Consider the following 26,107-nt stretch of genomic DNA (forward strand, 5'->3'; position numbering starts at 1 on the left):
GCTATGTTCGAACGCCACACAGACATGGCGCGGGCGGCTATTGAAACCAGCTTCCTGCTACGGCAAAGGTCCATCGCTGGTAGGGCCGCATTTCGCGGCGAAATCGACCAGTCCCGGCGTGCGATCGCGGCATCGCGCGAGCTTCTAAAGCGGTTTCGGCAGCGCAAAATAGACGAGGCGCTCAGGGAGGATGAGCAACACCGCGTGTCCTCGTTCGATGCAGACATTCTCCGGAAGGTGTTTCAGGATTTGGTGTTGGAGATGCAGGCACCGGAGTGTCAATGGCGCGAGCTCGCCCAGAACCTGGTTTGCGAGTTTACCGGGTCCGAGCGGGTTGAAGCTGCCTTGGTGGATTGGATCATCAGGAAGTAAGGCGGACCATCCGCGCGGGTGCAGCTCGGCATAGCATGTCTGCGAGATAGCGGCTCGGCGATTAAGGGGCACGCGGGGCAGAACCGCCGAGCATGGCTGGCAGCGACGCCAGCCCTAAAACCAAGCTAACATTTTGGCTGCCGAGCTGGCGTCATTCGAATAAACGAGCCGGGCAAGTCTCAGCGCACCTCCCCAGACAGCCACGCCGCGGCGCGCCCACAAGGCACACCGTCAAGCACAGGCTCATTGATCGGTTGGGTCGCGTGGCCGGCGCGGTAGCTCTCAGGCGCTAATGATCTACGGGACTTCCCCAAGCTGGCGTCTACACCCGCGTGTAGCTATCCAGCCCTAGGCTTAGCCGCCGCCCGCCTAATGCTTGATGCCGTGCCCAAGCGCTGTCGCTGCCTCCCGGTTGAAGAGTGAGCCTCTTCTCCGGTATTGAAGGGGCGCTGGCTGTGCCATCTGGTTTTAGGATGACGGCCAGGAAGAGGAAACCCTTCGCAGGTGGACCATACACGATGAACGCCGGTTCTTTGCTCTGCCCGGTTGTAGCACCTTAATGGGCGCTAACCGCCATTGCTTTTGCGAGGCACTGGTCTGCCTCGAAGATCCCATCTCGGCAAGATATTGTCATCTACAAGGCGGTCTTCGGTGGATAGGCTCGGCGGCGTTAAATGGGCGGTCGCGCCGATCTCGCCGAGCCCTTCATCATAGCTGGAGTTCATTTGAGCTTTCAAATCGTCCGGCTGGTTTATCCCGGATCGAAATAGGATCATGAGCCGCCGTCTGAACTGCTCTTTTGCGGGGTGCCATGCAGGGATACCAGCCTCGTTGCAGTAGTTGCTGAGAACCCTGGCGAGCATCGAAAGTTGCGCGTCCGATTACCGGTAAATCTCGCGGGCGACCAGGGCACCGTACGCCCTATTGAGGCAGATAGCGAATCTACCTAGCCACCACTCCTTCGGATTTGTGAGCGCGTGGCGGACCTGAAGGCCGCTTGGCCGGCGGTGTAGCTAGAGCGTCGGCCGACCCTCCACCCCAGTCAAGTTATTTGTTGCCAGAAATACTAACAAACATATGCTCGCGTCGTCGCCCGCCGTTCCGGCATACGGACGCTTGGAAGTCAACTCAGGTGCTTTTCCCAAAACAGGGATGAGAGCTATGTCTGAATACTCCAAGAGCCTTCGGTCGTTCGAGCACACTATCGATCGCGACTGGTCGGAAGCCACCGACCCTCGGCTGATCGCCGCGATTAGACTCTTGGCCGCTCCTACCAGGCCCAGTCGGCGGCGGCCGACGATTTAGTCGCACTGACGCTGGAAACAGCCATCAAAGAAGCGGACAGCCGACCAGCACAGATCAGCCTCCTCAAATGGCTACGTAGCATCATGGCGCGGTATCAATTAACGCCTCGCGGCCCAACAACATGAACAGGGAGCGAGTAATGTTGCTGGCTGGTCATGATAACATAGGGCAACCGCTATCTCGTGGTTGCGAGCAAAAGGAGCGGCTACTGCAACCAATTTGAGCCTGAAAAGTTGGGAACCTCATCACCGTCAAGGAGGGTCTGACCTTGAGCGCTTTCCTGCCTGTGAAGATTAGATTTATGAACCTCCAAACGACGACGGCCATCTCGTCGGTGGCCGAAGCCAGAGCGGCAATGAATGGCGAATGGAAGAACAAGNTCATCATCGTCGAGGAGGGTCTGACCTTGAGCGCTTTCCTGCCTGTGCGGATTGCATTTATGAACCTCCAAACGACGACGGCCATCTCGTCGGTGGCCGAAGCCAGAGCGGCAATGAATGGCGAATGGAAGAACAAGAACTTGCATTCTTATCGACAGGCATTGCGTTTGCTGGAGGAGGCTCAGGCAGGAACCTGCCGGCAATCCGTCGCGTTTGCAGCCTTTGTCAAAGCCGCGAGAGATCAGGACATGGTTGTTTCAGATCAGCCGAGTGAGGCGCTCAAGCGCCTAGACGTGCTGGCACGCTGCATCTATGCCCAGGATCGCCAGTTGCCGCGCTCGGTTTGAGCGCGCGCCCTGCGACCCGGAAGTCCGCGCCCCTCGGCAGAAAAGCGCGGGCCGACCAAGGGGTCATGCCGAAGTTGGCCAGCAGCCGGCCGCTGAAGAACCGGCCGCGCGCTACACAATTAGCTGCGCTGAAACAGTTCCCGAACGCAAGAAGGCGTCACCCCCGAAGGAGTGACGGCTAATTCCTCGATGCTTAGCCAGCCGTCTTCGAAATCACCGTGAGGGCTGTTACAGTTCCGAGCCTCGCACGCCTTACTAGCGTCGGCTTCTCGTAAATCTTTTTCATCGCTCTCCCCTTTGCAACAACATCTGCCGACCATTACCAAGCCGCCGCTAAAATGAAAAGGCCCGCCACCGTGAGGCAGCGGGGCAAGGTCCGGAGTGCTGGGATCAACCAGCATGGCCTAGGGTGGCTTAGGGGACATAGGGACACTGGAGACCTCCTCAATCCCGATCTCGTAGGATGACTCCCTCCTTCTCGGCAGCCAGCCTAAAGAGCTTTCGGACCTCCTCGGGTGATCAATCAGAGCGGCCATGCAAACGCTCACCGCACGGTTCCAGTGGGGTCCGCGGTTGCCACTTCAGCAGTTCCGAGTAGGCAGCCTCAACGTTGTTGAGGTGGAGCTGAACCCTGGCCTGGGTGGTCCTTATGGGGACCGGTGGAAGGACCAATGGAGGGCGATGGTGTCATTCTTTTGGTGGCAAGTTCATGGGCGATCTCAGCCTTGTCAAGGTTCTCTAGCCGGGCCACCCAAGGATCAGGCAGAGTTAGCTCCACGCCCAGGCCTAGGACTCTCGGGAGCTGTGTCCGAAAGTCCCTCGACCTGAGGAGCCGCAACCAGGCGTAATGCTCTGTTGAAACCATGAGGAAGCCCCCGACGAACCCGCGCCCCCAACGTTTAGTCGCCAAAAGGGTTCCACAGCGGGTGACCAGATGGCCGGCACTATGCGGCACAGCACGCGGAAGCCATAGGGTGGGAAGAAGAGCCCCTTGCTCAGCAGCAGCCTCGCGGAAGGCGTCTCGGAGGACCTCGGGTCTGACCTTATGATCCAGCGCGTCGAGGCAGAGGTCCGCAGCTATCTGCCACTTACGGCCGCGTTTGGACCACTTCAGGAGTTCCGTGATGGCTCCCTGGACATTGTTGCAATTGTAGCGATGCCCGGCCTCCGTCCTAACAGGGACGTTGGGGCTGGACCAAAGGAGCGACATCTAGTTTCCCCTGTGCCGAGGCAGCCAAAAGGAATGCTCTCCCGGCATCCTGAGCTGACGCCCTATCCGCCTAACGCAAACCCTTGTGATGCAAGGCATAGGACTAGATACGTTGTCCGATCCTGCCACCAGCGGGGACCATGAAGGCCGGCCAAAGGGTCACGCTAGGGCTCACACTGGGGTTGATGGAATGTTCCGTTCCAATCTGGAATTTTTATTCCCTTGTCGCCCTTGCAACACCCTCAGTCCGCCTTCAGGTCTCACGCTAGGTCACGCCTTGCCCAGTCTTTAGCTCCGCGCGCAAACATAGGGGCCAGCCTGGAGCCGCACTTGGCGCGGCGCTCCTCGTCGGGATAGCGAGCCGGCCAGATGCGGCAGACGTAGCCACGGTCGGGCAGGAGGTTGTAGATCGACTGCTCGGTCTGCACCACCCTGATCCTCGATCACTGGGATGATCTGCTTCATTTGGCGGCATCAATCACCACCCGTGCCATTGTGCCCTCGACGATCTCGAAGAAGCTCTCGGCATCACCGAAGGAAAGCCAACTGGCCAAGGCTCTTCGGGAATTCGGCCGCATCGAGCGATCGCTTTTCATGATCGAATGGTACTCGAGCTCGACACTGCGCCGCCGCTGCCAAGCCGGCCTCAACAAGGGCGAAGCAGCGCACAAACTCAAACGCGCAGTCTTGTTCCATGGGCGTGGCGAACTCCGCGACCGGTCGTTCAAAAGTCAGGCATTCCGCCATTGGGCCTCAATCTTGTCGTCAGCGCGATCGTCCACTGGAACACTGTTTATCCCGACCGCGCGGTCACAGAGCTCAAACGAGCGGGAAGGAACATCCCAGATAAGCTGTTGAAGCATTCTCGCCGCTGAGTTGGGAGCATATTAACCTGACGGGCATCTACACCCGGGACGGCGAGCAGCATCTCCCGGAAGGCTTCAGGTCGCTCCGCCTCCCGGCAGGGCTACTATGTGCCGCATAACGTTCCTGCTCCGTTCGACCTTAGCGTACGATTTCGAACTGCTCTCGTTCCGACCCCGAGATGCTCAAGGGACATGTCACAGCCGAGCGTTCTTCGAGCAAGTCAGCATCGACTTCGTCAAGAGGCATCGTCCGACCTCCATCCGGCGGCCGCCAACCGTCGAGGAGGTCGCGAACTTTCATCGCGAACCAAGATCCGGGGCGATTTCGTTTGGGGTCACCGATCCAGGACCGATTTTCCAGAAAATCATTCTTCGCTCTTGAAGAACTGCCAATTGGCAGTATATTAGCTGCCAAATCACAGGAGGTCGGAATGGCTGTTGCCCACGCTGCGCGTGACTTCGGAACGATAAAGCCACCGGCCAATCTTGCGGATGCCGCTTCACGGCAACGGCTTACACCCGCTGCGGTGACCGGCGTCGTCCGCCTGGCAGATTTGTGGCGGCTCACAAGCACAGAAATTTGCTCCCTCATCGGTGATGTTTCGGAGCGAACCTGGTTTCGGATGAAGAAGGGAGAATGGGACGGAGTCCTGTCTCAGGATTCCTTGACGCGGATCAGTGCTCTTGTTGGTATCTTTAAGGGATTGCGGCTGCTGTTCTCGGAACAGCTGGCTGATGAATGGATACGGCTGCCCAACAAGGGTCCACTCTATGGCGGCCGGCGTCCTCTCGATATAATGATCGAAGGGGGCATCCCCAAACTGCTGCAGGTCCGCCGTCATATCGATGCATTGCGTGGTGGACTTTGAATGAGACTTCCGCCACGCGCTGACATTTCTCAGCGTGACACCGTCAGACTGATCTCAACTGGCCGACTCAAGGAGCCTGTCGTGCTTCCTCTGGCAGAAAACCACGGCGCCATGGAGGATCTGGCCGAGCTAGAAGGCGCCACCAGCGGTCGCCTGCAGGCCCAGGAAGGTGGGCTGCCCGACCTTGACCCGCGCGAACTGGTATTCGGGCGGCCAGGGCACACTTTTATCAATGCGGCATTCGCCTATACGAGGCCGGGCGGCAACCGCTTCAATGATGACGACCGCGGCGCCTGGTATTGTGCCTTTGACGCGAAGACGGCATTGGGCGAGGTCTCGTTCCACTTGACGCGCGAGCTGCAGGCGATCGATCGGTTCGACAATGTCACCGACTATGCGGAGCTGGTTGCTGATTTTGTCGGGTCGTTTCACGATTTGCGCGGGCCAGACTCTCATACCGATGCGGTGCTGCATTCAGATCCGGCCACAGCGTATCCGGCGGGACAGGCTCTGGCAAAGCGCCTCCGAAAAGACGAACAGGGGATTGGAATCGTCTACCCGTCGGTGAGACATCAGAGCGGCACCTGCCTCGCAGCCTTCTATCCCGATCTCGTTCAAAATCTCAGACGGGGTGGCATTTGGCGCCTTCGATGGCAGGGGTCGCCCACACCCACGATTGCCAGCCTATGAACCCGGACGCAGGTGTCGTTCAAAAAGTCCGTCTGCGTCCGGTCCATCATCGTCGGAATTGCCCGCTCCAACGAGGGCGAGCATGATGTCACCGTCAGCAGCTTTTGGCGGACAATGGCGGGCCTCACGAGGCTGTCGTGACATTTGCGCCAGGACGTCGATCAAAGATTAGTTGGTTGCGTATTCATTGGCCTCGAAAACATGATGATGCACGCGGCCGGTGAACATCTTCAGCAGTTCGCCGGTTACGTCGCGGCTCTGGAACCTCACCTCGGACTGTAGGGCGCGGTTGCAGCTATCCATGTCAGGATAGCGGATGGCGAGCGCCATGGCGTAGGCGGGGGCGCCCTCGTCCCGCGCCGTTCCGTCCAGGACGCGCACCTCTTCCGCGCCCGGAAACTGCGTCCACAGCGGCACCAACCGCTCCCTCACGAAATGCCGGAACTCACTCTCCCGTCCGGGGTGTATCTCACCTTCGAAGAGAGCGTAGCGAATGATCATGACGATGGTTCCTGATTTTCTTGCGCTTGGACATTGGAGATCCGCCTCTGCGAACCCATGTCGCGGATGCCGGCTTGCGGGCGCATCGCGTGATGCGCCCGCGTTGGAGAATCCCTATTTGCCCCAGATTTTCTTGTACCCGTCGCGGTAGCCGTTGCCGGGGTCGAACGCGTTCTTCGGGCCGCCGTCGAACTCGACATTGTCGGCCGTCACCACATGCAGTGGCGACTGATAGCCCGACCATTTTTCTCCGGCGATGGCGCGGTTCAATTCGTCGACCAGTTGCCAGCCCTGCAGGTTGAGCGGCTCGGCCACCGTCACCTTCTGGAACTGGCCGGCGCGAATGCGCTGATAGGCCGATTCCGAACCGTCGCCAGCGGCGACATTGATCGGCGCGTCGGTGCCAGCCTTGCCGGCCGCGGCAAGTGAAGGGCCCATGAAGTCGAAATAGAGATCGTTGATCGCCAGCGAATGCGTCCAGGCATCGCCGTATTTCTGCAAGAGCGAGGTGGTGAGCTGCGGCATGCGCTGCGAAGTCTCGGCGATCGGCGTGTCGACATATTCGAGCACCTTGCCGCCCAGCCGCTCGATCTCCGCCTTCATCTTGTCGGCCTTGGCGATGGCGATGGCGTAGGTCGAATCGGTGAAGATGACGACGCCGGGTTTGCCCTTTGCATCGGCATAGGCCCAGTCGGCCGCAGCCGTCGAGACCTGCATGGCGTCGGTCGAGACGTTGGCGAAGACGCCGCTCTTTTCGTCGGGGCCGATCACCGGTCCGGCATGCCAGGAAACCAGCGGGATGCCGGCGGCCTTAGCCTGTTCCAGCGCCGGCGCCTGCTCGACAGCGTCAAAGCCGTTGATGACGATGCCATTCGGCTTCAGCGCCATCGCCTGGCCGAAGGCTGCGGTGCGGCCGCCGATCGAACCGGCGCCGTCAATCACCTTGACCTCCCAGCCGATCGCCTTGGCCGCTTCCTCGACGCCGGTGGTGACGCCGAGAATGCCGCCATTCTTGAGATCGCCGGCGAGCACGACGATCGTCTTGCCCGGCTGCGCCTTCGGACCGGTGGTCGGGCCGTCCCAGGCCGTGACTTTCTGCGCATATTTTTCGACTACCGCCATGGCGTCGGCCATCGCGTCCGCCCGTGCCTGGCCGGCGAACAGGACCGGAGCAGCGATGGTCATGGCCATCAAGGCGACGGATGATTTTAGAAATGTTCTGCGTTGCATGTTGGTACCTCCCTTGGTTTCAAAAAATAGTCTGGTCTTCCGGAACTCGACTTCGGGCGCCAGGTCACTGACTGACATGCCCAGCGACCGGGCCCAAACCGGCTGGATGCGCGTTGACATAGATGGAATAAAGCGACGTCTGCGCGGTGATGTAGAGCCGGTTGCGCTTCGGACCGCCGAAGCACAAATTGGAGACGATTTCGGGGACCAGGATGCGCCCGATCAGCGTCCCGTCCGGCGCGTAGACGCGAACCGCATCGGCACTGGAGGCCCACATGTTGCCATCGCGATCGACGCGGAACCCGTCGAAAAATCCTGCCTCGCATTCGGCGAGCGTGCCGTGCGACCGCAGCGAGCGTCCGTCCGCGGCGACATCATAGGTCTTGATCGCCCGCGGCAGGCCCTGAACATGGCTTGCGCCGGTATCCGACACAAAGAGGATGCTCTCGTCGGGTGAAAAGGCCAGCCCGTTCGGCTGCACCAGATCGGTAATGACGGCTGCCACGTCGCCGGTTGCTTCGTCGAATCGGTAAACATGCGACGCGCCGATCTCCGGCCGAGCAATCATGCCTTCATAGTGGCTGTCGATGCCGTAGACCGGGTCGGTGAACCAGATCGTCCCATCGGATTTGACCACCACATCGTTCGGCGAATTGAACCGCTTGCCATTGATCGCTTCGACAAGCGGCTGCCAGCGCCCGTCATGCTCGAGCCGGGAGATGCGCCGGCCACGATGTTCGCAGGCGACGACGCGGCCTTCGCCATCAAGCGTGTGGCCGTTCTGGTTGTTGCAAGGGGTTTCGAAGACACTGACCGAGCCGTCGCTCTCGTCGTAGCGCAACAACCGGTCGTTAGGGATATCCGACCACAGCAAATGCTTTGCTGAGGGAACGTAGACCGGCCCCTCCGCCCAGCGGCTGCCGGTCCACAGCCGTTCGAGCTTGGCATGCCCGATCGTCAGCTTTCGGAAGCGGTCGTCCAGAATCTCGTAGTCGCTCATGTCATGAACCCGGGATGGTTCGGCTGGTCAGTTCGAGGACTGCGCCACGGTCTTGGTCCTGGCCCGGTGCGCGGCGCCGCGCTTGCGCTGGGCGTAGCCGGCGATGCCGATGGCGACGAGCAGCGTCACGCCGTTGAACAGCGGTTCGACGAAGAACGAGCCGCCGAACTGCTGGATGCCGGAAATGCCGACCGCCAGGATGACGACGCCCGTCATCGTGCCCCAGACATTGACGCGTCCCGGCTTGATGGTGGTCGACCCGAGAAAGGCGCCGACCAGGGCCGGCAGCAGATATTCCAACCCGACGCTGGCCTGGCCGATACGCAGCTTGGAGGCAAGCAGCACGCCTGTCAGCGCCGTCAGGAAACCCGATGAGATGAAGGCGCCGATGACGAAGCGGCGCACCGGAATGCCGTTCAGCGCCGCGGCCTTCGGATTGGCGCCGATAGCATAGACGTAGCGCCCGATCGGCAGATATTCGAGGATGGTCCACAGCGCGACGGCAATCGCCAAAACATAGAGGCCGGTGATCGGCAGCCCGAACACCATCGTGCCATTGAGCGCGTAGAACCCGTTCGGCAGCACGCCGACAACCTGCCGGCCGCCAGTGTGCCATAGCGCCAGCGCGTAGAGCACTGTGCCAGTGCCGAGCGTGGCGATGAACGAGTCGATACGGGCGATTTCGACCAGCAGTCCGTTGAGGAAGCCGGTCGCAGCACCCAGAAGCAGCACGATGATCACCGCCAGCGGCCACGGAACGCCGAACATGGTCTGCAGGCTGATGGCGAGGATGTGCCACAGCACGATGCCGTAGCCGACGGTGAGGTCGATGCGCCCGGACGCCATCGGGATCATCGCCGCCAGCGACAGCAGCGCGATGATCGCCTTGTCGGATATGATCGAGCGCAAATTGAGCAGCGTCGGAAAGGTGTTCGGCAGCAGGATCGAAAACAAAAGGATCAGCAGCGCCATCAGGATCACCAACCCGTAGACCGGCAGCAGCCGGGTGATCTTCTGCCCCAACGATAAACCCGCCATTTCGCCGCGGGTCGGTTCGAGTGCGCTGGATTCGATCGATTGCATGGGTTCGCTCCCAGAAAAATCAGGCGGCTTCGGAAGCCGATGCCGCGGTGATCACGGCGGATGTGGTCAGGTTGTCGCCGGTGAGTTCGCGCACGATCTGTCCGCGCGAAAACACCAGGGCGCGGTGGCAGATATGGGCAATCTCCTCGAAATCGGTCGACACCACGACAACGGCGAGGCCGGCTTCAAGCGCGCGGCCGATCAGCCGATAGATCTCGGCCTTGGCGCCGACATCGACGCCGGCGGTCGGATCTTCTGCGATCAGCAATGTACGCCCGGTGTGGAGCCAGCGGCCGACGACCACCTTCTGCTGGTTGCCGCCAGACAGGGCCTCGATCGGCAGGTTCGGATCGTTGGGGCGCAAACCAACCGAGGCACCGATGGCTTGAGCGAGTGCTGCTTCCTTGTGCGTCGCCAAGAAGGAAAACAGGCTGCGCTTGCCGGCGCCGGGATTGAGGAAACTGTTTTCGCGGATCGACAAGGAGGCCGCGATCGATTCCTCCGTCCGGTCGCGTGCGATGAGGCCGACGCCGGCCGACATCGCAGCGATCGGGCTCGACAGATCGGGCGTAACGCCATTGATCGTCACCGAGCCGGAAAAGGCCTGGCAACCGAAGAGCGTCCGGCCGACCAGCTCCTGCCCGGCGCCACGCAGTCCGACCAGGCCGAGCAACTCGCCCTTGCGCACGTCGAACGACACCGGGCCGGCTCCGGCGCAGACCAGGTCACGGACAGTGCAGACCGTCTCGCCGGCCTGCGTCTGAGCCTTGCTGAAAACCTGGCTGACCGGACGGCCGACGATCATCTCGACCAGCTCGTCGGGTCTGGTGTCGGCGACCTTCTTCTCCCCGACCAGCCTGCCATCGCGCAGCACGGCGACGCGGTCGGCGATGCGGAAAATCTCGTCGAGGCGGTGCGAGACATAGATCATGCCGACGCCGCGTTGCTTGAGCGGACGGATGGCGTCGAACAGGCGGTCGACCTCGTCGGCCGGCAGGCTGGCGGTCGGCTCATCGAGCACCAGCACATCGGCCTCGGTGGCAAGAGCGCGGGCGATGGCGACCAGCGATTTCTCGGTGCGGGTCAGATCCTGAACGCGGGTCGTCGGATCGAAATCGCAACCGACCAGCTTCAGCGCCTCGTGCGCCCGCTTTTCGGTGGAGCGCCAGTCGATGAGGCCAGAGCGCAGCGAAAATCCCTGGGCGAGACCGACATTTTCGCCGACGGTCATCCATTCGATCAGACCGAGATCCTGGTGAATGAAGGCGACGGACTGGCGCTGGTTCGGCCGCGGCGGGCGGTGGTGATAGGGCTCGCCGCGAAACAGGATGCTGCCGCCATCGGGGCGGTAGATGCCGGCCAGCGTCTTGATGAGCGTCGACTTGCCGGCGCCATTCTCGCCGAGCAGTGCCAGGATCTCGCCGTTGTGCAGATCGAGCGACACGTCGGAGAGCGCGCGGGTGCCGCCGAACTCCTTCGTAATCGACTTGAACTCGATCAGTTTTTCTTCAGTCACGGAGCGTTCCTCCCGAGATCGCCAGAGAATGTTATCGATAACATTTCTGAGCGTCAAGCGACAAAATCAGGCATCGCCGCTTAGCTGGTCTTGCCGTCGAGCAGGCGCATCATTTCGGCCGAATCCCTTGGCCCCAGTCCAGCGGCGCAGAGCAGGCGGTGGATCTCGACTACCTGCGCGGTCATCGGCATCGGCGTCTTGGTTTTCAGCGCAAAGGCCTGCAGCGAATCCAGGTCCTTCAGCATGTTGTCGATGCGACCGGTGGCTGAAAAATCGCGAGCGGCGAATTTTTCCATGAACTCCTGCATGATGCTGGAATCGGCACGCCCGCCCTTGAGTGCGGCCGGAATTGCCTTCGGATCGACGCCGCCGGCTTCGGCGAGTTTCACCGCCTCGGCAACGGCCTGGAACAGCACCGCACAGAACAGCTGGTTGATCAACTTGGTCGTCTGCCCTGCCCCGCTCGGCCCCATCAGCGTGTAGTTGGCGCAGAGATGTTGCATCACCGTGCGTGCGCGTTCGAAATCTGCGGCGTCACCGCCCGCCATGACCGTCAGCCGGCCGGCCAGCGCGCCGGGAACGCCGCCCGACAGCGGGCAGTCGAGCCATTTCATACCGGTCTCGGCCGCGAGCTTCTTCGCCATTTGCGCAGTGTCGGCCGGGTCGATCGATGACATGTCGATCAGCAGTTTGTCGGATGATGCCGCAGCCGCGACACCGGCATCGCCGAACACCCCCGAACGCACGATATCGGCATGGTTGAGACTGAGGATGACGAACTCGTTCGCTCGTGTTGCCTCGGCGACCGACGCCACGGCAGCCGCGCCCTTCGCGGTCAGGGCGGCGACCTTGGCCTCGTCCAGATCGAACACCGTGACCGCCTGCCTGGCCTCGATCAGGCGGGTGGCGATTGCCGACCCCATGATGCCGGCGCCGACTACGGCGACTTTTGCAGCTTGCATCATCTTAACGAGCCTCTTTCCTTGATCCTGGCGGTGGCGATCCCAAAGGCGCCCAGCCCTTGCAATGTGGCATCGGCAATCCTGTCGATGGTGGCGTCGATGTCCACTGTAACCACCAGCTTTTCGTCGCCAGGATATTCCAGCGCCGCGAACTGGCTGTCGAGCAGCGCCGGCGGGAAGAAGTGGTCGCGACGCGCGGCGAGCCTGGCTTGCAGCAGCGAGCGTGATCCCTCCAGGAATACAAAAAAGAGCGGCCCGCCCGCCACATGGCGAAGTCGATCGCGATAGGACTTCTTCAACGCCGAGCAAGAGACGACGAGCCCGCGGCCCTCCTCACGCGCCTGGCGCAAGGCCGCGCCGACCAGGTCCAGCCACGGCCAGCGATCGTCGTCGGCAAGCGGTATGCCCGCCGACATTTTTTCGACATTGCCGCGCGGATGCAGCGTATCGCCTTCGACGAAGGCGATACCAAGCCGCGCGGCGATCTCGACGCCAACTTCGGTCTTGCCGCAGCCACTGACGCCCATCACGACAATGAGCGCGGGTTCAAAGACAGGTCGTGATGCCACCGTCGACATAGAGCGTGTGTCCATTGACAAAGGATGAGGCCGGTCCGGCCAGAAACACCGCCGCCCCGACCAGTTCGCCGACGTCGCCCCAGCGTCCTGCTGGCGTGCGGTTGGTCAGCCAGGCTGAAAATTCGGGATTGTCAACCAGCGCTTGGTTGAGCGGCGTCTTGAAGTAGCCCGGCGCGATGGAATTGATCTGCAAGCCATGCTTGGCCCAGTCGGCGCACATGCCGCGCGTCAGGTTGCGCACCGCGCCTTTCGTGGCCGTATAGGGCGCGATGTTGGTCCGCGCCAGCTCGCTTTGCACCGAGGCGATGTTGATGATCTTGCCGCGCTTGCGCGGGATCATGTGCCGCGCCACCGCTTGCCCGACAAAGAACACGCTGGAGATGTTGGTGCGCAGCAATTCGTCCCATTTGTCAGCGGGAAAATCCTCAAGCGGCATGCGGAACTGCATGCCGGCATTGTTGATGAGGATGTCGATGGCGCCGATCGTCGCCTCGATCTCGGCAACGCCATTGGCCACCGCCGCGTGATCGGTGACGTCGAAGACTGCGCTATGGGCCTTGTATCCCTTCGCCGCCAGCGCATCCGCGGCTGCTCTGACCTTTTCGCCGCTGCGGCCGTTGAGCACGATTTCGGCGCCGTGCTGCGCCAGCCCCTCCGCCAAGGCCAGCCCGATGCCCTGCCCCGAACCGGTGACCAGCGCCCGCATGCCGGTCAAATCGAACAACGAACTGCTCACGTGCTCCTCCCGAGGAATGTCCCTGAAGCGGGATACGATTTCCGCCGTGCCGCCGCCAGTGCCTATTGACATGAATGTTATCGATAACATAGTCAATGGAAAAATGCAGTTGCGCGGGAGACGATGCCGTGACCGACATATTGATGACCGGTCCCTATCCGGACTGGGACATGGCAGACCTCGAAGCGAAATATCGCGTCCACAAGCTTTGGCAGGCTGACGACAAGGGCGCACTGATCTCAAGCCATGCCGGCGCCATCCGCGCCATTGCGACGCGCGGCGAGCTTGGCGCCAGTGCCGCGCTGATGGCGAAATTGCCGAAGCTCGAAATCGTCTCCTGCTACGGCATGGGCACCGACGCCATCGACCTTGCCTACGCCAGGGGAAACGGCATCCGCGTCACCAACACCCCCGACGTGCTGACCGAGGATGTGGCCGATATCGGCATCGGCCTGCTGCTCGCCGTGGCGCGCCAGATTCCGCAGGCCGATGCCTATGTGCGCGATGGCAGCTGGCGCCAGGCCAACATGCCGCTGGTGACGCGCGTTTACGGAAAAAGGCTGGGCATTGTCGGCATGGGCCGCATCGGCATGGCCGTGGCCCGGCGCGCGGCTGCCTTCGACTGCGAGATCGCCTATTTCAGCACCCGCAGACACGACGACCTGCCTTACGACTTCGTCGGCGATCTGGTTGAGATGGCACGCCAGAGTGAGTTCCTGATCGTGACCCTGGCCGGTGGCGAAGGCACCAAGAACATCGTCGATGCACAGGTTCTGGCAGCGCTCGGGCCGGACGGCATCTTGATCAACATATCGCGCGGCAGCACCGTCGACGAGACCGCGCTGCTTGCCGCGCTGGAATGCGGTGCGATCAAGGGCGCCGGGCTCGACGTGTTCTGGAACGAACCGAGGATCGACGAGCGCTTCGGAAAGCTCTCCAACGTTGTGCTGCAACCGCACCATGGCAGCGGCACGGTGGAGACCCGCAAGGCCATGGGTCAGCTGGTTCGCGACAATCTCGCGGCCCATTTCAGTGGGCAGACCTTGCTGACGCCGGTCGTCTGAGAAAGGATCACCCTATGAAGTCGATCGTCATCCACGCCGCAAAGGACCTGAGGATCGAAGAGACCGATCCAGGCGTCCTCGGCGATGGGCAGGTCGAAATCGCTGTCGAAGCCGGCGGCATCTGCGGCTCGGATCTGCACTACTACAACCATGGCGGCTTCGGCGCGATCCGCCTGCGCGAGCCGATGATCCTCGGCCACGAGGTTGCCGGCACGGTGAAGGCCATCGGCGGCGGCGTTTCCGCGCTTGCCATCGGCGACCGCGTCGCCGTCTCGCCCAGCCGCCCCTGCAATGCCTGCCGCTTCTGCCTGCAAGGAATGCAGAACCAGTGCCTGAACATGCGCTTCTACGGCAGCGCCATGCCGATGCCGCACATCCAGGGGGCGTTCCGCCAGCGCCTGGTAGCCGAGGCGTGGCAGTGCCACAGAATAGCTGACCATGTCTCCATCAACGAAGCCGCTTTCGCCGAGCCCTTTGCGGTGACGCTGCATGCCATGAATCGTGCTGGCTCGCTGCTCGGCAAGCGCGTTCTGGTTACCGGCTGCGGTCCGATCGGCGCGCTTTGCATCCTGGCAGCCAGGGCCCACGGCGCGCGTGAAATCGTCGCCACTGATGTCGTGGACGGCGTGCTGACAAAGGCCGTGGAGATCGGCGCTGACCGCACGATCAATGTCGCGACCGACGTCGAAAAGCTCGCGGCCTACAATGTCGACAAGGGCAGTTTCGACGTCATGTTCGAAGCCTCCGGCAACGAACGCGCCATGCGGTCCGGCCTCGATGTCCTGAAGCCGCGCGGCGTGCTGATGCAGCTCGGCCTCGGCGGCGACGTGTCGATCCCGCAGAACCTGATCGTCGCCAAAGAGATCGAGATGCGCGGTAGCTTCCGCTTCCACGACGAGTTCGCGCTCGCCGTCGATCTGATCAACCGTCGCCGGGTGGATGTCAAACTGCTGCTGACCGGCATTTATCCTCTCGATGAGGCGGTTGCGGCTTTCGAGATCGCCGGTGACCGAAACAAGTCGATGAAGGTCCAGATCGCTTTCAATTAGAGCATGATCCGCAGAAGTGGGAACTGGTTTTCGGAACAGAAGACCCTCAGGTGCTTTCGCGCTCGACAACGCGATAGCCGGTCAGGACGATCTCTTGGCCGTTGCGTTTCTCGTCGCCGCGGATCACCTTGATCAATCTTCGGGTAGCCTGTTGCCCGATGCCGTAGCAGTCCACATTCACGGTGGTGATGCCGGGATAGCAGAAAGCGGCGACCTCATAGTCGCCGAAGCCGGCAATCGCGATGTCCTGCGGCACTCGCATGCCCCGGCGCTTGCATTCCATAAGCGCACCGAAGGCCGAAAGATCGGAGACGCAAAGCACGGCCTCGGTGTCCGGCCAGCGTTCCAGCATGCTGACGACAGCCTGGCCGCCTTGCTCGATGGAGATCGGCGGCACGCCGAAGGAAACGAGCCGGCCGGTCGGCAGGCCAAGTTCCTCGATGGCCCTGACGAAGCCTTCGCGCCGCTGGCTGCCGCGCGTGTCGCGCGAGGTCGTGCCGCCGATATAACCGAACTTCCGGTAGCCCTTTTTTGCGAGCGTCTTGACCAGCAGCCCCATCGCCTCTTCGTTAGAGAACCCGACCACCTGATCGATGGGCTTTGCCGGCAACTCCCAGGTTTCGACCACGGGAATGCCGGCGCTTTTCAGAAGGCGGCGGGCGCGGTCTGTATGCGCCCCGCCCGTCAGGATGATGCCTTCGGGCCGCCGGCGCAGCATCGCCTCGATCAGTTGTTCCTCCTTCTCGACCGTATAGTCGGTGTAGCCGAGCAAGAGCTGGAGCCCAGTGCTTTCAAGCTCGTCCGTGATGCCGCGCGCCGTGTCGGCGAAGTTGGAATTGTTGATCGAAGGGACGATCGCGGCGACGAACCCCGTCTTGCGCGAGGACAGACTGCCGGCCGACTGGTCGAGCACGTAGCCCAGGTCGTTGACCGCCGCCATGATCTTTTCGCGCGTGGCATTGGAAACCCGGCTGCCTTCCTTCAAGGCGCGCGACACCGTCATGGTCGACACACCGGCCCGCAGCGCCACGTCGACCATCGTCGGGGTGTGGCTTTCTATTGACCCCGAGGATGCCGCCTTGGCCATCACACTGCTCCACAGTACATCCCAGCCATCTAACATTCGCTAGACCCAGCGACTTGCGCCCCATGTTATCGATATCAGATAGCGATCACAAGAAGGTTTGGAGCCACTTCCCTTGGGAAACAGTCCAGCTTTAGAGCCTGCGGCTATGGCCTTTGTCGCGAAGTCCGGCAGCGGATCATCGCGCTTTCGTCCTCACACGACCTTCTGGTATCGGCCGATTGGAAGGGCGCCAACCTTTTCGAATTGCTGATGGCGGTGCCGCATTGCAGCTTCGCCGTATTCGCCGCTACCTTGATATGGAGCATTTGCGCGAGCACAAGAAGGAGAGGCTGAGTGCATTGGCCGTTTCTTCACGGCGTGCATAGAGCGCAAACTTTCCAGCGTCGACGCCAATCTGCTCAGCAACGTACTTTAACATTGCGCGAGGCGGAGTTTCATCGGCCGCTAACACCCTGCCCGGATATCGCATCAGGCAGAGCTGAACGGCAAATCCGAGCTGATTGTGTTCTCGTCTGAAAGTCCAATCTCAAGCCTGTCAGCCGACAACAACGAATAGTGTCGGATGAGCGCGCTGCGTGAGGCACTTGGTGTTGCCCTGGCGGGAGGCTCTCAGAGATAGTTCCTGCTATTGCTGCTGCAGGCCAGTGATCATGGCAATGATCTCGTTCTTATCGGTCTTCGCGGTCTCGCGAATTCCAATCTGCTTGCCACGCCTCAGCACGCAGATGCGATCCGAGAGCTTGAAGACCTGGTCGAGGCTGTGGCTGATGATCAGGATGCCGACATTGCGCTGCTTCAGCGACTGGACGATAGCCTCCACCCGGGCGGTTTCGGCAACGCCCAGCGCCGCTGTCGGCTCATCCAGCAGGATCAGCTTGCTTGCCCAATGCGTGGCGCGCGCGATCGCAACGCCCTGGCGCTGGCCGCCGGAGAGATCACGAATAGTGGCGTGGGCGGAGGGGATGCGCACGTCCAGTTCCTTCACCAGTTTCTCGGTCTCGTCGATCATGCGGCGGCGGTCGAGCAGACCGAGGCGGTTCAGCGGCTCGCGGCCGAGGAACATGTTCATGTAGACCGTCTGCTGGTCGGCCAGCGCCAGGTCCTGGTAGACGACCTCGATTCCGTGCGAGCGCCCCATGGTGGCGTTCGACATCGTCACCGGTTTTCCTTCGATGATGATGGTGCCGGAAGAAGGCGGGTGGACGCCCGAGATGATCTTGACCAGCGTCGACTTGCCGGCGCCGTTGTCGCCGACAAGTGCAACGATCTCGCCCGGGAAAACCTGGAGCGAGAAGCTCTCGATCGCGGTGATGCCGCCGAAATTCTTGCGAATGTCCTGCAGCTGAAGGATGGGCGCGCTCAAGGTCATGTGTTTCTCCTAGACGGGCCAGGCATAGGGTTCACCGAACCCGTTCTCGATGGTTTCCACTTTCGGATTGCCCGTCGAAATGCCCGAGATGCCGACAATATGGGCGCGGGTGACGAAGGCCTGGCCACGGAAGCCGAACACGGCGCTGTCGCCAGGCTTTGGCGCGTTCGCGCCGGCGGCATCAATCATGGCGTAATAGTCGATCGCCGAGGGCGGCGGCACCTCGACGCTGCGCAGTGCCGAGCCTGCCGTCGTCGGCTCGGCCGAGACGATTGCCTTGACGTCATAGTCGGGGAAGATCGGGTCGATGTAGAAGCCGCCGCCAAGGCAATAGGCCTTGCCGCCCGAGAGATGCGAGACCTCGGTGAGATAGAGCACCGCCGGCAGCTCCGGCAAATCTTCCATGACATGCAGCGCCGTGGTGCCATGCAGTCCATTGCCGGGCTCGCACTGGGTCGCGCCTGCTTCGGCGAGTGCCGCCAGCATAACGCTCGAGGTGGTGCCCGGCGCGTTGATCTCGATGCCCTTGCGGCCTGTCTTGGCCAGCGCTTCGGCCGCGTTGGCGAGCGTCGCCAGATTGGGGGTTGGCAGCACTTTTCGCGAGGCATGGTCGAACAGCAAAGCAGGGAAAGTGGTGATGCCGGCGAAGCGGCCGCCGGCCAGTGCATCGAGGCGGTCGGCGACATCGACGATGTCGGCGGCGTCGAAGCCGCCTTCATGGCCGCGGTAGAAAATGTCGCCTTCCGCCGCTATGCGAGCCAGCAGCTCCTGCACATAGCCGGCCGCCTTGGCGCCTGCCGCCGCTTCCCCAGCCTTGGCATCGTTGAACACGGTCCAGTAGTCCGGCTTGAAGGTTTTCGCCGCAGCCGCCGCTTCGAATTTTGCGACCTGCTGGAGATGGCCGAGATGGCCAAGCTTCATGCCTGCCTTGTGGGTGGCACGGGCGCAGGCCATGTCAACGGCGACCGCGCGGTCGATGCCGCCGCGCGTCACCGCCCGGCAGAACGACGAGGAGCGGCCGACCTGCTTGGTCATGGCGAAGATCTTCAGGCCGTTGCGGCTGGCTTCGTCCTTGAGAATCCGCGCATTGGCCTCAACCGTGTCTAGATCCAGCACATAAGCATTGGCCGGCAGCTTACCTTGCTGGTGCAACCGCATAGCTGCTTCAATGAAAGCGGGGTTGCGGCGGCGCAGAACGTCGAGAAACATGGATGGCTTCCTTCAGCGGGATTTTTCGCGCAGCGACACGGCGACGGCGGTCAGGATAATGAGGCCGCGCACGATCATCTGGTCGGAGACCGACAGGCCCATCAGGATCAGGCCGTTGTTGAGCATGCCCATCATCAGCGAGCCGACCAGCGCGCCGACCACGGATCCCTTGCCGCCATTGAGCAGCGTGCCGCCGACGATGACGGCGGCGATGACCGTCATCAGGTCGGTTTCGCCGAGCGTATATTTCGCCGCCTGCAGGCGACCAGCATAGAGCAGGCCGGCAAGGCCGGCCAGCCCGCCGCTGATGGTCAGCACGGCGAGCCTGATCCTGGGCACGCTAATGCCCGACACGCTTGCGGCGCGGGCATTGTCACCGGTCGCCAGCACATGCGCGCCGAAACGGGTTTCGCGGAACACCAAGTGGCCGATGGTGACGGCAATTACCGACCACCAGACCAGTGAGGGGATACCGAGGAGCGAGCCGGAACCGAAGAAGCCGGTGAAGGCTTCGTTGGTCACCGAGATCGAGCGCAGGTCTGTCATCGATCGGGAAACGCCGGCGAACAGGCCAAGCGTCGCCAGCGTCACCAGGAAGGAGGGCAGCCTGGCATAGGCGACGAGGACGCCGTTGATGACGCCGATAAGCAGGCCGGCGCCGAGGCCGGCGACGATGCCTGCCGGCATGCCGTAAGCGTTGATGGTGACGGCGGCTGCAAGGGCCGCCACCGCCACGATCGAGCCGATCGACAAATCGATTTCACCGGCCGACATGACGAAGACGAGGCCGATGGCCATGATCGTCACCGGCGTCGTCTGCAACACGATGTTCGATAAATTGCGGACGGTCAGGAAGCCGCTGTCTCTCAGCACAATGGCGAAGAACAGGAAGATCGCCAGGAAACCGAGGTAGACGACATATTGCTGCAGATTGAAGCGGCTGGCGAAGCTGCCACCGGCACTGGTGTTGGCACTGGACATTTTATCCCTCCGGTGAGAGCGCTTCGCCTTGAGCCTATTTCATTGCGTCCGCGATGGCCGCTGGTACGTCCCTGTTGAGGGACTTCTTCCAACCGTCCTTCACCGTGTCCTTGGTGACGGCGATGGAATCAACGGCATAGAATGGCTCGGCCTTGTTGCCGACCAGCGAGCCTGCCGAGGCGCGCGCCAGCGTCACGCCGATGCTGTAGGCCTCGTCGGCGACAAGGGCCGCGATGTTGCCGCCCTTGACCATGTCGAGCGCGGCAGGCTCGTTGAGGTCGAGTGTTACGATCTTGGTGTGGCTATTGCCGGCGCCGCGCAAGGCCGAGAGCACGCTCAGCGCCGGTTCGGCCCAGGTGACATAGACGCCGTCTAGGTCCGGATGCTGGGTGATCATCGCCTGGGCAATGTCTTCGCTGCGCGCCGGGTCGGCCATGCCGGCCTCGGCCTCGATCTTCATATCAGGATAGTCCTGCTGGATGGTCTTCTTGAAGGCCTGGTCGCGCTGGTTGGTGACGTAGAAATCGGCATCGTGGAAGATGTAGCCGACCTTGCCCTTCTTGCCGAGCGCCTCGGCCATAGCGATGCCGGCCTTGTTGCCCATCTGGAAGAGATCGTCGGAAACGATGGTGACGTAATCCGTGCCCTGCTTGTAGCCGGCCGGGCAATTGTCGACGAAGCCGAGCTTGACGCCGGCGTGGCGGGCCGGATCGTACACCGAAGCTGCGGTTGCCGGGTCGACGGGAAGCGACAGGATGATCGACGGCTTTTTGGCCATCACCGTCTCGAGATCGGCCTTCTGTCGCGCGGCGTCGAAACCGGCATCGGTCTGCGCGACCACCTCGATGCCGAGGCGCTTGAACTCGTCACGGGCGCCGGCGTTGACGGCGTTGGTGTATTCGCTCATCTCGTGCCAGACGAGGGCGGCCGTAAACTTGCCGTCCTTGATCTGCTGCTCTTGGGCCTCCGTCAGCGTAAGACTTCTCGCTGGCACCGGCTTTTCACCATTCGGCCCTGTGGTGACCCCTTCAGCGGCGAAGGCGTGCATGGCAAACAGGCTCGCCACGGCAGTCATGATTACAGATGCTTTGCGCATGTCAGTTCCCTTTTTGTTGGGTCGAAGAAAAGCTCCGTGCGGCGGGCCGTACCGGAGCGAGAGCCTTACTTTGCTGCGTCGAGCACCGGCTGCGGCGCCTCGCGGTTGAGTGAGTCCTTCCAGCCCTGCGCGACATTCTCCTTGGTCACGGTCAGCGCCGGAGCGACGACGAAGGCTGGTGTCGACTGGCCGAGCAGCGACTTCATGCCGGCAGCAGCCATGGCGCGGCCGAGTTCATAGGCTTTGTCGGCGACGAGTGCTGCGACATTGCCGCCCTTGACCATGTCGAGCGCCACCGGCTCGGCGAGGTCGAGCGTGACGATCTTCGTCTTGGTGTTGCCGGCGCCACGCAGCGCCGAAAGCACGCCGTCGGCCGGCTCGGCCCAGGTCACGTAGACGCCGTCGAGATCGGGATGCTGCAGCAGCATGGCATTGGCCAGTTCCTCGGCGCGGGCCGGATCGGAAATGCCCTGTTCGGCGACGATCTTGATATCAGGGTAGTCCTTCTCGATGGTGGTCTTGAAGGCCTTGTCGCGCTGGTTGGTGACGTAATAGCTGGCATCGTGGAAGATGTAGCCGACCTGGCCCTTGCCGCCGATGGCCTTGGCCATCGCATCTGCCGCCTGCTTGCCCATCTGGAACAGATCGTCCGTGACGATCGAGGCGTAGTCTGTGCCTTGCTTGTAGTCCTTGGGCAGGTTGGACAGGAACACCAGCTTGGTGCCGTCCTTGACCGCCTGTCGGAAAGCTTCGGCCGAGGTGGCCGGGTCGAGCGGCAGCGCCAGGATGACGTTCGGCTTGGCGGCCAAAGCCGTCTCGATGTCGCTGCGCTGGCGGGCAGCGTCGAACTGGGCATCCGTCTTCACCGCAATGGTGATGCCGGCGCGAGCGAACTCGTCGGTGGCGCCTGATGTCACCGCATTGGTGAAGTCGGAGGAGGTATGCCAGAGCAGCGCCGCCTTGTAGCCCTTGTCCTTGAGGGCGGCGATGTCGGCATCGCTCAGCGTCACGTCGGCGCTTGGCGTGGCGGCTTCGCCCTGCGGGCCGACCGTCTGCGCAACGACCGGGTTGGCGGCCAGCAACAGTCCGCCGGCAAAGACGGCGGCGACCAGTTTCTTCATCAGCATGTCAGTTCTCCCATTTTTGCTTCGGTGGTTGATCACTTGGCCACCCCGCAGTAGCGGGCCATGAAGGCGGCGAAGCCGACGATGCCGGCGAGATATTCCTCGACATCGACGTGCTCCTCGAATGTGTGGCAATTCCTGATATCACCCGGCGCGCAATAGACGGCGGGAATGCCGAGCCGGTTGACGAAGAACGGGGACTCCGACCAGAACGGCGCCCCCTCGATGCCGCCGCGTCCGCTCATCGCGCCGGCCATCGCATCGGAGAGCATGGCGACTTCTGCGCGGGTTTCATCGATCTCGGCGGCGGTGCCGCCCAGCCTATGGTCGCGGCCGGCCGGATAGGCGAACTCGATCGACATCTCCGCATCGGTGATCGCGCCGCGCACCGTGGCCTCGATCTCGGCGGCGGCGGTGTCGAGGTCCTCGCCCGGCAGCAGCTTGCGGATCAGCGATAGCGTGCAACGCTCGGGCACGGCGATATAGCCGCCCCCTGTCAGGCCGGTGATGAGCAGGAAGCCGCGCCCGACCAGCTTGTGCTCGGCGCGAGCGGCGATTTCGTCGGAGTGTTTCCACAGCGCCGTCATCGCGGCATGGCTGGCGCGAAGCGCATCCTTGCCGAGTTCAGGCACGCCGAAATAGGCGGACCTTCCCGTAATCGTGATGTCAGTGATGAAGAAACCGATCTGAGCCGCATAGACGGCAAGGCGGGTCGGTTCGACATAGACGGTGAAATCGGGGGCGGCGACCTCGCCTGCCTCGATGCGGCCGACGAAGTGCTTGATCCCGGCGGAAATGCCGGTGCCGGGCTGGCCGCTCTCCTCATCGCCGACGAAAGCAAAGGCGACGTCGCCCTTGAGGCGAATGCCGGCCTTGTCGAGCAGCGCGAGTGCAGCAAGCGAAGCAGTGATGCCGGCCTTGAGGTCGCCGGAGCCGCGGCCCCAGACAGCGCCGTCAATGATGGGGGCGGCGAACGGTTCCTCACGCTCGGTGCCTGCCCAATGCTCACGCCAGCCGTCGACATGGACGGTGTCGGTATGGCCGATGAACAGCAGGCGCTTGCCCCGGTCGGCTCCTTGGCCCGCGCCTTTGCGCTCGCCCCAGATGTTCGGCCGGCCGGAAAGGAATTCCGTCCTGGTCAGGCCGCTGAGGTCAAGATCGCGCATCCTGGCTTCGAGGAAGTCGACGAAGTTGGCTTCGTTGCCGGTGATGCTCTCGCGGGCGATGGCACCGCGAAACAGCATTAGCGCATCGTCACGGTCGAGCGCTGCCTGCAGCCGGCCGGTGATATCGTCAGTCATATCGCGGCCTCCTTCAGGGCGGCGGCCTGGGCAGGCGGCAGGGAAATCCGGCCATCCGGCGCGTCAACGCCGAAGAGCGTGTTGTGCAACTGGCCAAGCCCGATTGCCGCCGCGCCAATGAGGGCTGCGCGTGCGCCGAGTTCGCTCGCCTCGACCGTGACCGGATAGGGAAAGCATAGCGGCAGAAGCGCCTTCACCCTGGACAGCATTTCGGGCCGCAGCCCAATCGCGCCGCCAAGGATGATTTTTTCGGGATTGGCGATCGCCGCAATTGCCGCAACGCCTTGCGCCAGATGCCGGGCAGTATCATCGAGCACGGCGAGCGCGTCCTTGTCGCCACGCGCGGCATTCTCGAATATTGCCGGCACGGAGACCTGCCTGCCGGCGAGGGCGTGGTAGCGATCAGTCATGGCGTGGGTGGCCACGGCGCGTTCGAAGGCGCCGGTGCGTAGCGATTCCTCCGCGAAGGGATCAGCACCAATCGGCATGAAGCCGATCTCGCCGGCGGCATGCGCAGCACCGCGCACCAGATGGCCGCCCAGCATCAGCCCGCTCCCGACGCCGGTGCCGAGCGCGATATAGGCGAGATTGTCGATACCCTGGCCCCGACCGAGCCAGTTCTCGCCAAGCACCGCAAGGTTGACGTCGTTTTCGATCATCACCGCGACGCCCAGCGCCTTTTCGAAGGCATCCAGCACATTCATCGTGGCGAAGCCGGCAATGTTCGGCGCCAGTAGAATGCGGCCGGTAGCAGGGTCCGGAGCGCCAGGCGCGCCGATCACGGCGAGGCGTATCTTCTTGCGCGCGACGCGCTGTCTGGCGGCGGCATCGAAGGCCAGCGCGGCAATCTGGTCGACGACGAACTGGCCACCGCGCGGATCGGTCGGCGTGGCGGCTTCGGCAAAGATCTGGCAGGCAAGGTCGGTCAGCGCGACCCGCACTTTGGTGCCGCCAAGGTCGACTGCGATGATATAGGCGGCGTCGTGGACCAGTTCGTAGGTGACGGCGGTGCGCCCGACATGGCCGCTGGTGCGGCCGGTTTCCTGGACCCAGCCTTCCTGCTCGAGCCCGCGCATGATTTCAGAGATGGTCTGCTTCGACAGGCCGGTCAGCTTGGCGATCGAGGCGCGCGAGATCGGCCCGCCCTGGACGATCGCTTCCATCACGGAGCGCTGTGAGAATTGACGGGATATGCGCGGAAGGTCAGTCAATCGAGCCCTCTCGATTAATTCGTTCTATGACCGAACTTATTAATCGAAATTGAACTTGTCAATGTATCGGACGCGTCTCGGATCGTATCGGTCATGTCGTTTGCCGTCCAAGCGCGGTCTCGTCGCCAACTGGCACCGTGCGGAAGGCGGGCAGTTTGTGTGTCGCTTGGTAGGCAAGTTGCGAGCGCAATAATTCCGTGCCTGTGGATTTTGGGCGGCGGCAATGGGGCCGGGACCAGTAAGTCCGCTTGTGGCCAGTTAAGAACGATAGCGGACCTTCAGCCGATGTCGTGACTTGACCCACACCCGCCATGCGGCAACATCCGGTTCGCACAAGGCTAACCCATGTGGGCAATGTCTTCAAAAACGGCGTGGTTGCATTATCCAGCCCAGTAAGCCAACCACGCTCGCATTCGAAACGCCAGTCGAATACGCTCAGCGAAGCTTTGAGCTAGGGAGGCAGGACACCCGCACATGGAGCGAAGGCTTACCGCGATCCTTGCTGCCGACGTGGTTGGCTATAGCCGTCTCATGGGCGAGGACGAGGTAGGCACGCTCGAACGATTGAAGGGTTGCCGTCGCGAGTTGATCAACCCTGCGATCGAGGAATTCCGCGGCCGCATGGTCAAACTCATGGGCGACGGGGCACTGGTAGAATTCGCGAGTGTCGTCGATGCCGTCCAGTGCGCCGCCGCGATTCAGCGCCGGATGGCTGTCCGAGACCAGGGCCCCTCCGACGCCCGCCACATCCAATTTCGCATCGGCGTCAATCTCGGCGACGTCATCGTCGAGGAAAATGACATCTACGGCGATGGCGTGAACATCGCTGCTCGCCTTGAGGCGATGGCCGAGCCAGGCGGGGTCTGCATCTCCGGAACCGCGTTCGATCATGCCGTCCACAAGGTGGACGTCGGCTTTGCCAGTCTTGGCGAGCAGCGCCTCAAGAACATCGCCGATCCGATTCGCGCGTA

The 26,107-nt window shown here is 62.3% G+C and carries 25 protein-coding genes and 2 pseudogenes; 9 read left to right on the forward strand and 18 right to left on the reverse strand.

What is annotated here, in order from left to right; translation table 11 throughout:
* Positions 1 to 3 precede the first annotated feature (3 nt).
* Together X739_RS140425 and X739_RS140420 are read left to right on the forward strand one after the other, a co-directional pair.
* Entirely contained in the window at positions 4 to 372 is a 369-nt protein-coding gene (locus X739_RS140425) for a hypothetical protein (protein ID WP_023795920.1), read from the forward strand.
* A 1,573-nt stretch (positions 373 to 1,945) separates the two neighbouring features.
* Complete coding sequence (locus X739_RS140420; protein ID WP_156939982.1) at positions 1,946 to 2,404, forward strand: DUF982 domain-containing protein; 459 nt, start codon at positions 1,946 to 1,948, stop codon at positions 2,402 to 2,404.
* 1,470 nt (positions 2,405 to 3,874) lie between these two features.
* On the opposite strand, the gene X739_RS1000000170075 is transcribed toward X739_RS140420, so the two are convergent.
* Positions 3,875 to 4,042, reverse strand: coding sequence for a hypothetical protein (locus X739_RS1000000170075; RefSeq protein WP_198026168.1), 168 nt, complete (start codon positions 4,040 to 4,042; stop codon positions 3,875 to 3,877).
* A gap of 1 nt (position 4,043) precedes the next feature.
* Here X739_RS1000000170075 and X739_RS1000000168560 point away from each other — a divergent pair.
* The 3 genes and pseudogenes from X739_RS1000000168560 to X739_RS140405 all read left to right on the forward strand — a co-directional run.
* Positions 4,044 to 4,599 (forward strand): annotated as a pseudogene (locus tag X739_RS1000000168560) (Tn3 family transposase); the annotation flags it as partial.
* Between the two features lie 312 nt (positions 4,600 to 4,911).
* The gene (locus X739_RS140410) at positions 4,912 to 5,349 is read left to right on the forward strand and encodes an antitoxin Xre-like helix-turn-helix domain-containing protein (RefSeq protein WP_023795925.1); all 438 of its coding nucleotides are present in this window, start codon (positions 4,912 to 4,914) and stop codon (positions 5,347 to 5,349) included.
* Between the two features lie 81 nt (positions 5,350 to 5,430).
* Positions 5,431 to 6,039 (forward strand): RES family NAD+ phosphorylase, encoded by a 609-nt coding sequence (locus X739_RS140405; protein ID WP_245273945.1) that lies wholly within the window; start codon positions 5,431 to 5,433, stop codon positions 6,037 to 6,039.
* 168 nt (positions 6,040 to 6,207) lie between these two features.
* Here the strand turns inward: X739_RS140405 and X739_RS140400 are convergent, their stop codons facing one another.
* The 8 genes from X739_RS140400 to X739_RS140365 all read right to left on the reverse strand — a co-directional run bounded on the left by X739_RS140400 (position 6,208) and on the right by X739_RS140365 (position 13,615).
* A complete protein-coding gene (locus X739_RS140400; RefSeq protein WP_023784760.1) occupies positions 6,208 to 6,540 on the reverse strand; it encodes a hypothetical protein in 333 nt (110 codons plus the stop codon).
* 114 nt (positions 6,541 to 6,654) lie between these two features.
* The gene (locus X739_RS140395; protein ID WP_031252391.1) at positions 6,655 to 7,770 is read right to left on the reverse strand and encodes a substrate-binding domain-containing protein; all 1,116 of its coding nucleotides are present in this window, start codon (positions 7,768 to 7,770) and stop codon (positions 6,655 to 6,657) included.
* Positions 7,771 to 7,834: 64 nt separating this feature from the next.
* Positions 7,835 to 8,770 (reverse strand): SMP-30/gluconolactonase/LRE family protein, encoded by a 936-nt coding sequence (locus tag X739_RS140390; RefSeq protein WP_023795928.1) that lies wholly within the window; start codon positions 8,768 to 8,770, stop codon positions 7,835 to 7,837.
* 27 nt (positions 8,771 to 8,797) lie between these two features.
* A complete protein-coding gene (locus X739_RS140385) occupies positions 8,798 to 9,853 on the reverse strand; it encodes an ABC transporter permease (protein ID WP_023795929.1) in 1,056 nt (351 codons plus the stop codon).
* 19 nt (positions 9,854 to 9,872) lie between these two features.
* On the reverse strand, positions 9,873 to 11,369 hold the full coding sequence (locus tag X739_RS140380; RefSeq protein WP_023795930.1) for a sugar ABC transporter ATP-binding protein: 1,497 nt from the start codon (positions 11,367 to 11,369) through the stop codon (positions 9,873 to 9,875).
* A gap of 80 nt (positions 11,370 to 11,449) precedes the next feature.
* On the reverse strand, positions 11,450 to 12,331 hold the full coding sequence (locus X739_RS140375) for an NAD(P)-dependent oxidoreductase (RefSeq protein WP_031252393.1): 882 nt from the start codon (positions 12,329 to 12,331) through the stop codon (positions 11,450 to 11,452).
* Complete coding sequence (locus X739_RS140370) at positions 12,331 to 12,909, reverse strand: gluconokinase (RefSeq protein WP_031252394.1); 579 nt, start codon at positions 12,907 to 12,909, stop codon at positions 12,331 to 12,333. Before X739_RS140370 ends, X739_RS140375 begins: the two co-directional genes overlap by 1 nt.
* Positions 12,878 to 13,615 (reverse strand): SDR family oxidoreductase, encoded by a 738-nt coding sequence (locus X739_RS140365; protein ID WP_031252396.1) that lies wholly within the window; start codon positions 13,613 to 13,615, stop codon positions 12,878 to 12,880. Before X739_RS140365 ends, X739_RS140370 begins: the two co-directional genes overlap by 32 nt.
* Positions 13,616 to 13,740: 125 nt before the next feature.
* On the opposite strand from X739_RS140365, the gene X739_RS140360 reads away from it, so the two are divergent.
* Positions 13,741 to 14,709: a 2-hydroxyacid dehydrogenase gene (locus tag X739_RS140360; RefSeq protein ID WP_051410636.1), complete on the forward strand. Its 969-nt coding sequence runs from the start codon at positions 13,741 to 13,743 to the stop codon at positions 14,707 to 14,709.
* A 14-nt stretch (positions 14,710 to 14,723) separates the two neighbouring features.
* Positions 14,724 to 15,758 carry an L-idonate 5-dehydrogenase gene (locus tag X739_RS140355; RefSeq protein ID WP_023795935.1) on the forward strand — a complete coding sequence of 345 codons (1,035 nt, stop codon included), beginning with the start codon at positions 14,724 to 14,726 and terminating at the stop codon, positions 15,756 to 15,758.
* Between the two features lie 46 nt (positions 15,759 to 15,804).
* Here X739_RS140355 and X739_RS140350 read toward each other — a convergent pair whose 3' ends face one another.
* On the reverse strand, positions 15,805 to 16,845 hold the full coding sequence (locus X739_RS140350; protein WP_023795936.1) for a LacI family DNA-binding transcriptional regulator: 1,041 nt from the start codon (positions 16,843 to 16,845) through the stop codon (positions 15,805 to 15,807).
* Between the two features lie 84 nt (positions 16,846 to 16,929).
* Between X739_RS140350 and X739_RS1000000171410 the strand changes: the two genes are divergently transcribed.
* Positions 16,930 to 17,178: an HWE histidine kinase domain-containing protein gene (locus X739_RS1000000171410; protein WP_348625779.1), complete on the forward strand. Its 249-nt coding sequence runs from the start codon at positions 16,930 to 16,932 to the stop codon at positions 17,176 to 17,178.
* 10 nt (positions 17,179 to 17,188) lie between these two features.
* Here the strand turns inward: X739_RS1000000171410 and X739_RS1000000168570 are convergent.
* The 8 genes and pseudogenes from X739_RS1000000168570 to X739_RS140315 all read right to left on the reverse strand — a co-directional run.
* Positions 17,189 to 17,415 (reverse strand): annotated as a pseudogene (locus X739_RS1000000168570) (DUF4158 domain-containing protein); the annotation flags it as partial.
* Between the two features lie 55 nt (positions 17,416 to 17,470).
* Entirely contained in the window at positions 17,471 to 18,214 is a 744-nt protein-coding gene (locus tag X739_RS140345) for an ATP-binding cassette domain-containing protein (protein ID WP_023795937.1), read from the reverse strand.
* Positions 18,215 to 18,223: 9 nt separating this feature from the next.
* Positions 18,224 to 19,423 (reverse strand): alanine racemase, encoded by a 1,200-nt coding sequence (locus tag X739_RS140340; RefSeq protein WP_023795938.1) that lies wholly within the window; start codon positions 19,421 to 19,423, stop codon positions 18,224 to 18,226.
* A gap of 12 nt (positions 19,424 to 19,435) precedes the next feature.
* Positions 19,436 to 20,404 carry an ABC transporter permease gene (locus X739_RS140335; protein ID WP_023795939.1) on the reverse strand — a complete coding sequence of 323 codons (969 nt, stop codon included), beginning with the start codon at positions 20,402 to 20,404 and terminating at the stop codon, positions 19,436 to 19,438.
* A gap of 34 nt (positions 20,405 to 20,438) precedes the next feature.
* Entirely contained in the window at positions 20,439 to 21,500 is a 1,062-nt protein-coding gene (locus X739_RS140330) for a substrate-binding domain-containing protein (protein ID WP_031252399.1), read from the reverse strand.
* 65 nt (positions 21,501 to 21,565) lie between these two features.
* Complete coding sequence (locus X739_RS140325; RefSeq protein ID WP_023795941.1) at positions 21,566 to 22,627, reverse strand: substrate-binding domain-containing protein; 1,062 nt, start codon at positions 22,625 to 22,627, stop codon at positions 21,566 to 21,568.
* Positions 22,628 to 22,659: 32 nt separating this feature from the next.
* Positions 22,660 to 23,925, reverse strand: coding sequence for a M20/M25/M40 family metallo-hydrolase (locus X739_RS140320; RefSeq protein ID WP_023795942.1), 1,266 nt, complete (start codon positions 23,923 to 23,925; stop codon positions 22,660 to 22,662).
* Entirely contained in the window at positions 23,922 to 25,136 is a 1,215-nt protein-coding gene (locus tag X739_RS140315) for an ROK family transcriptional regulator (protein WP_031252401.1), read from the reverse strand. Before X739_RS140315 ends, X739_RS140320 begins: the two co-directional genes overlap by 4 nt.
* 474 nt (positions 25,137 to 25,610) lie before the next feature.
* Between X739_RS140315 and X739_RS0135545 the strand changes: the two genes are divergently transcribed.
* A partial coding sequence (locus tag X739_RS0135545; RefSeq protein WP_031252402.1) for an adenylate/guanylate cyclase domain-containing protein occupies positions 25,611 to 26,107 on the forward strand: 497 nt, incomplete at its 3' end.

The organism is Mesorhizobium sp. LNHC209A00, assembly GCF_000502915.1.
In the GTDB taxonomy this organism is placed as follows: domain Bacteria; phylum Pseudomonadota; class Alphaproteobacteria; order Rhizobiales; family Rhizobiaceae; genus Mesorhizobium.

What these genes read in the sequence shown, in the direction of transcription:
- X739_RS140425 (WP_023795920.1), top strand. Translation starts at nt 4, where the DNA reads ATGTTCGAACGCCACACAGACATGGCGCGGGCGGCTATTGAAACCAGC.
- X739_RS140410 (WP_023795925.1), top strand. Translation starts at nt 4,912, where the DNA reads ATGGCTGTTGCCCACGCTGCGCGTGACTTCGGAACGATAAAGCCACCG.
- X739_RS140400 (WP_023784760.1), bottom strand. Translation starts at nt 6,540, where the DNA reads ATGATCATTCGCTACGCTCTCTTCGAAGGTGAGATACACCCCGGACGG.
- X739_RS140395 (WP_031252391.1), bottom strand. Translation starts at nt 7,770, where the DNA reads ATGCAACGCAGAACATTTCTAAAATCATCCGTCGCCTTGATGGCCATG.
- X739_RS140390 (WP_023795928.1), bottom strand. Translation starts at nt 8,770, where the DNA reads ATGAGCGACTACGAGATTCTGGACGACCGCTTCCGAAAGCTGACGATC.
- X739_RS140385 (WP_023795929.1), bottom strand. Translation starts at nt 9,853, where the DNA reads ATGCAATCGATCGAATCCAGCGCACTCGAACCGACCCGCGGCGAAATG.
- X739_RS140375 (WP_031252393.1), bottom strand. Translation starts at nt 12,331, where the DNA reads ATGCAAGCTGCAAAAGTCGCCGTAGTCGGCGCCGGCATCATGGGGTCG.
- X739_RS140370 (WP_031252394.1), bottom strand. Translation starts at nt 12,909, where the DNA reads ATGTCGACGGTGGCATCACGACCTGTCTTTGAACCCGCGCTCATTGTC.
- X739_RS140365 (WP_031252396.1), bottom strand. Translation starts at nt 13,615, where the DNA reads ATGCGGGCGCTGGTCACCGGTTCGGGGCAGGGCATCGGGCTGGCCTTG.
- X739_RS140360 (WP_051410636.1), top strand. Translation starts at nt 13,741, where the DNA reads ATGGAAAAATGCAGTTGCGCGGGAGACGATGCCGTGACCGACATATTG.
- X739_RS140355 (WP_023795935.1), top strand. Translation starts at nt 14,724, where the DNA reads ATGAAGTCGATCGTCATCCACGCCGCAAAGGACCTGAGGATCGAAGAG.
- X739_RS140350 (WP_023795936.1), bottom strand. Translation starts at nt 16,845, where the DNA reads ATGGCCAAGGCGGCATCCTCGGGGTCAATAGAAAGCCACACCCCGACG.
- X739_RS140345 (WP_023795937.1), bottom strand. Translation starts at nt 18,214, where the DNA reads ATGACCTTGAGCGCGCCCATCCTTCAGCTGCAGGACATTCGCAAGAAT.
- X739_RS140340 (WP_023795938.1), bottom strand. Translation starts at nt 19,423, where the DNA reads ATGTTTCTCGACGTTCTGCGCCGCCGCAACCCCGCTTTCATTGAAGCA.
- X739_RS140335 (WP_023795939.1), bottom strand. Translation starts at nt 20,404, where the DNA reads ATGTCCAGTGCCAACACCAGTGCCGGTGGCAGCTTCGCCAGCCGCTTC.
- X739_RS140330 (WP_031252399.1), bottom strand. Translation starts at nt 21,500, where the DNA reads ATGCGCAAAGCATCTGTAATCATGACTGCCGTGGCGAGCCTGTTTGCC.
- X739_RS140325 (WP_023795941.1), bottom strand. Translation starts at nt 22,627, where the DNA reads ATGCTGATGAAGAAACTGGTCGCCGCCGTCTTTGCCGGCGGACTGTTG.
- X739_RS140320 (WP_023795942.1), bottom strand. Translation starts at nt 23,925, where the DNA reads ATGACTGACGATATCACCGGCCGGCTGCAGGCAGCGCTCGACCGTGAC.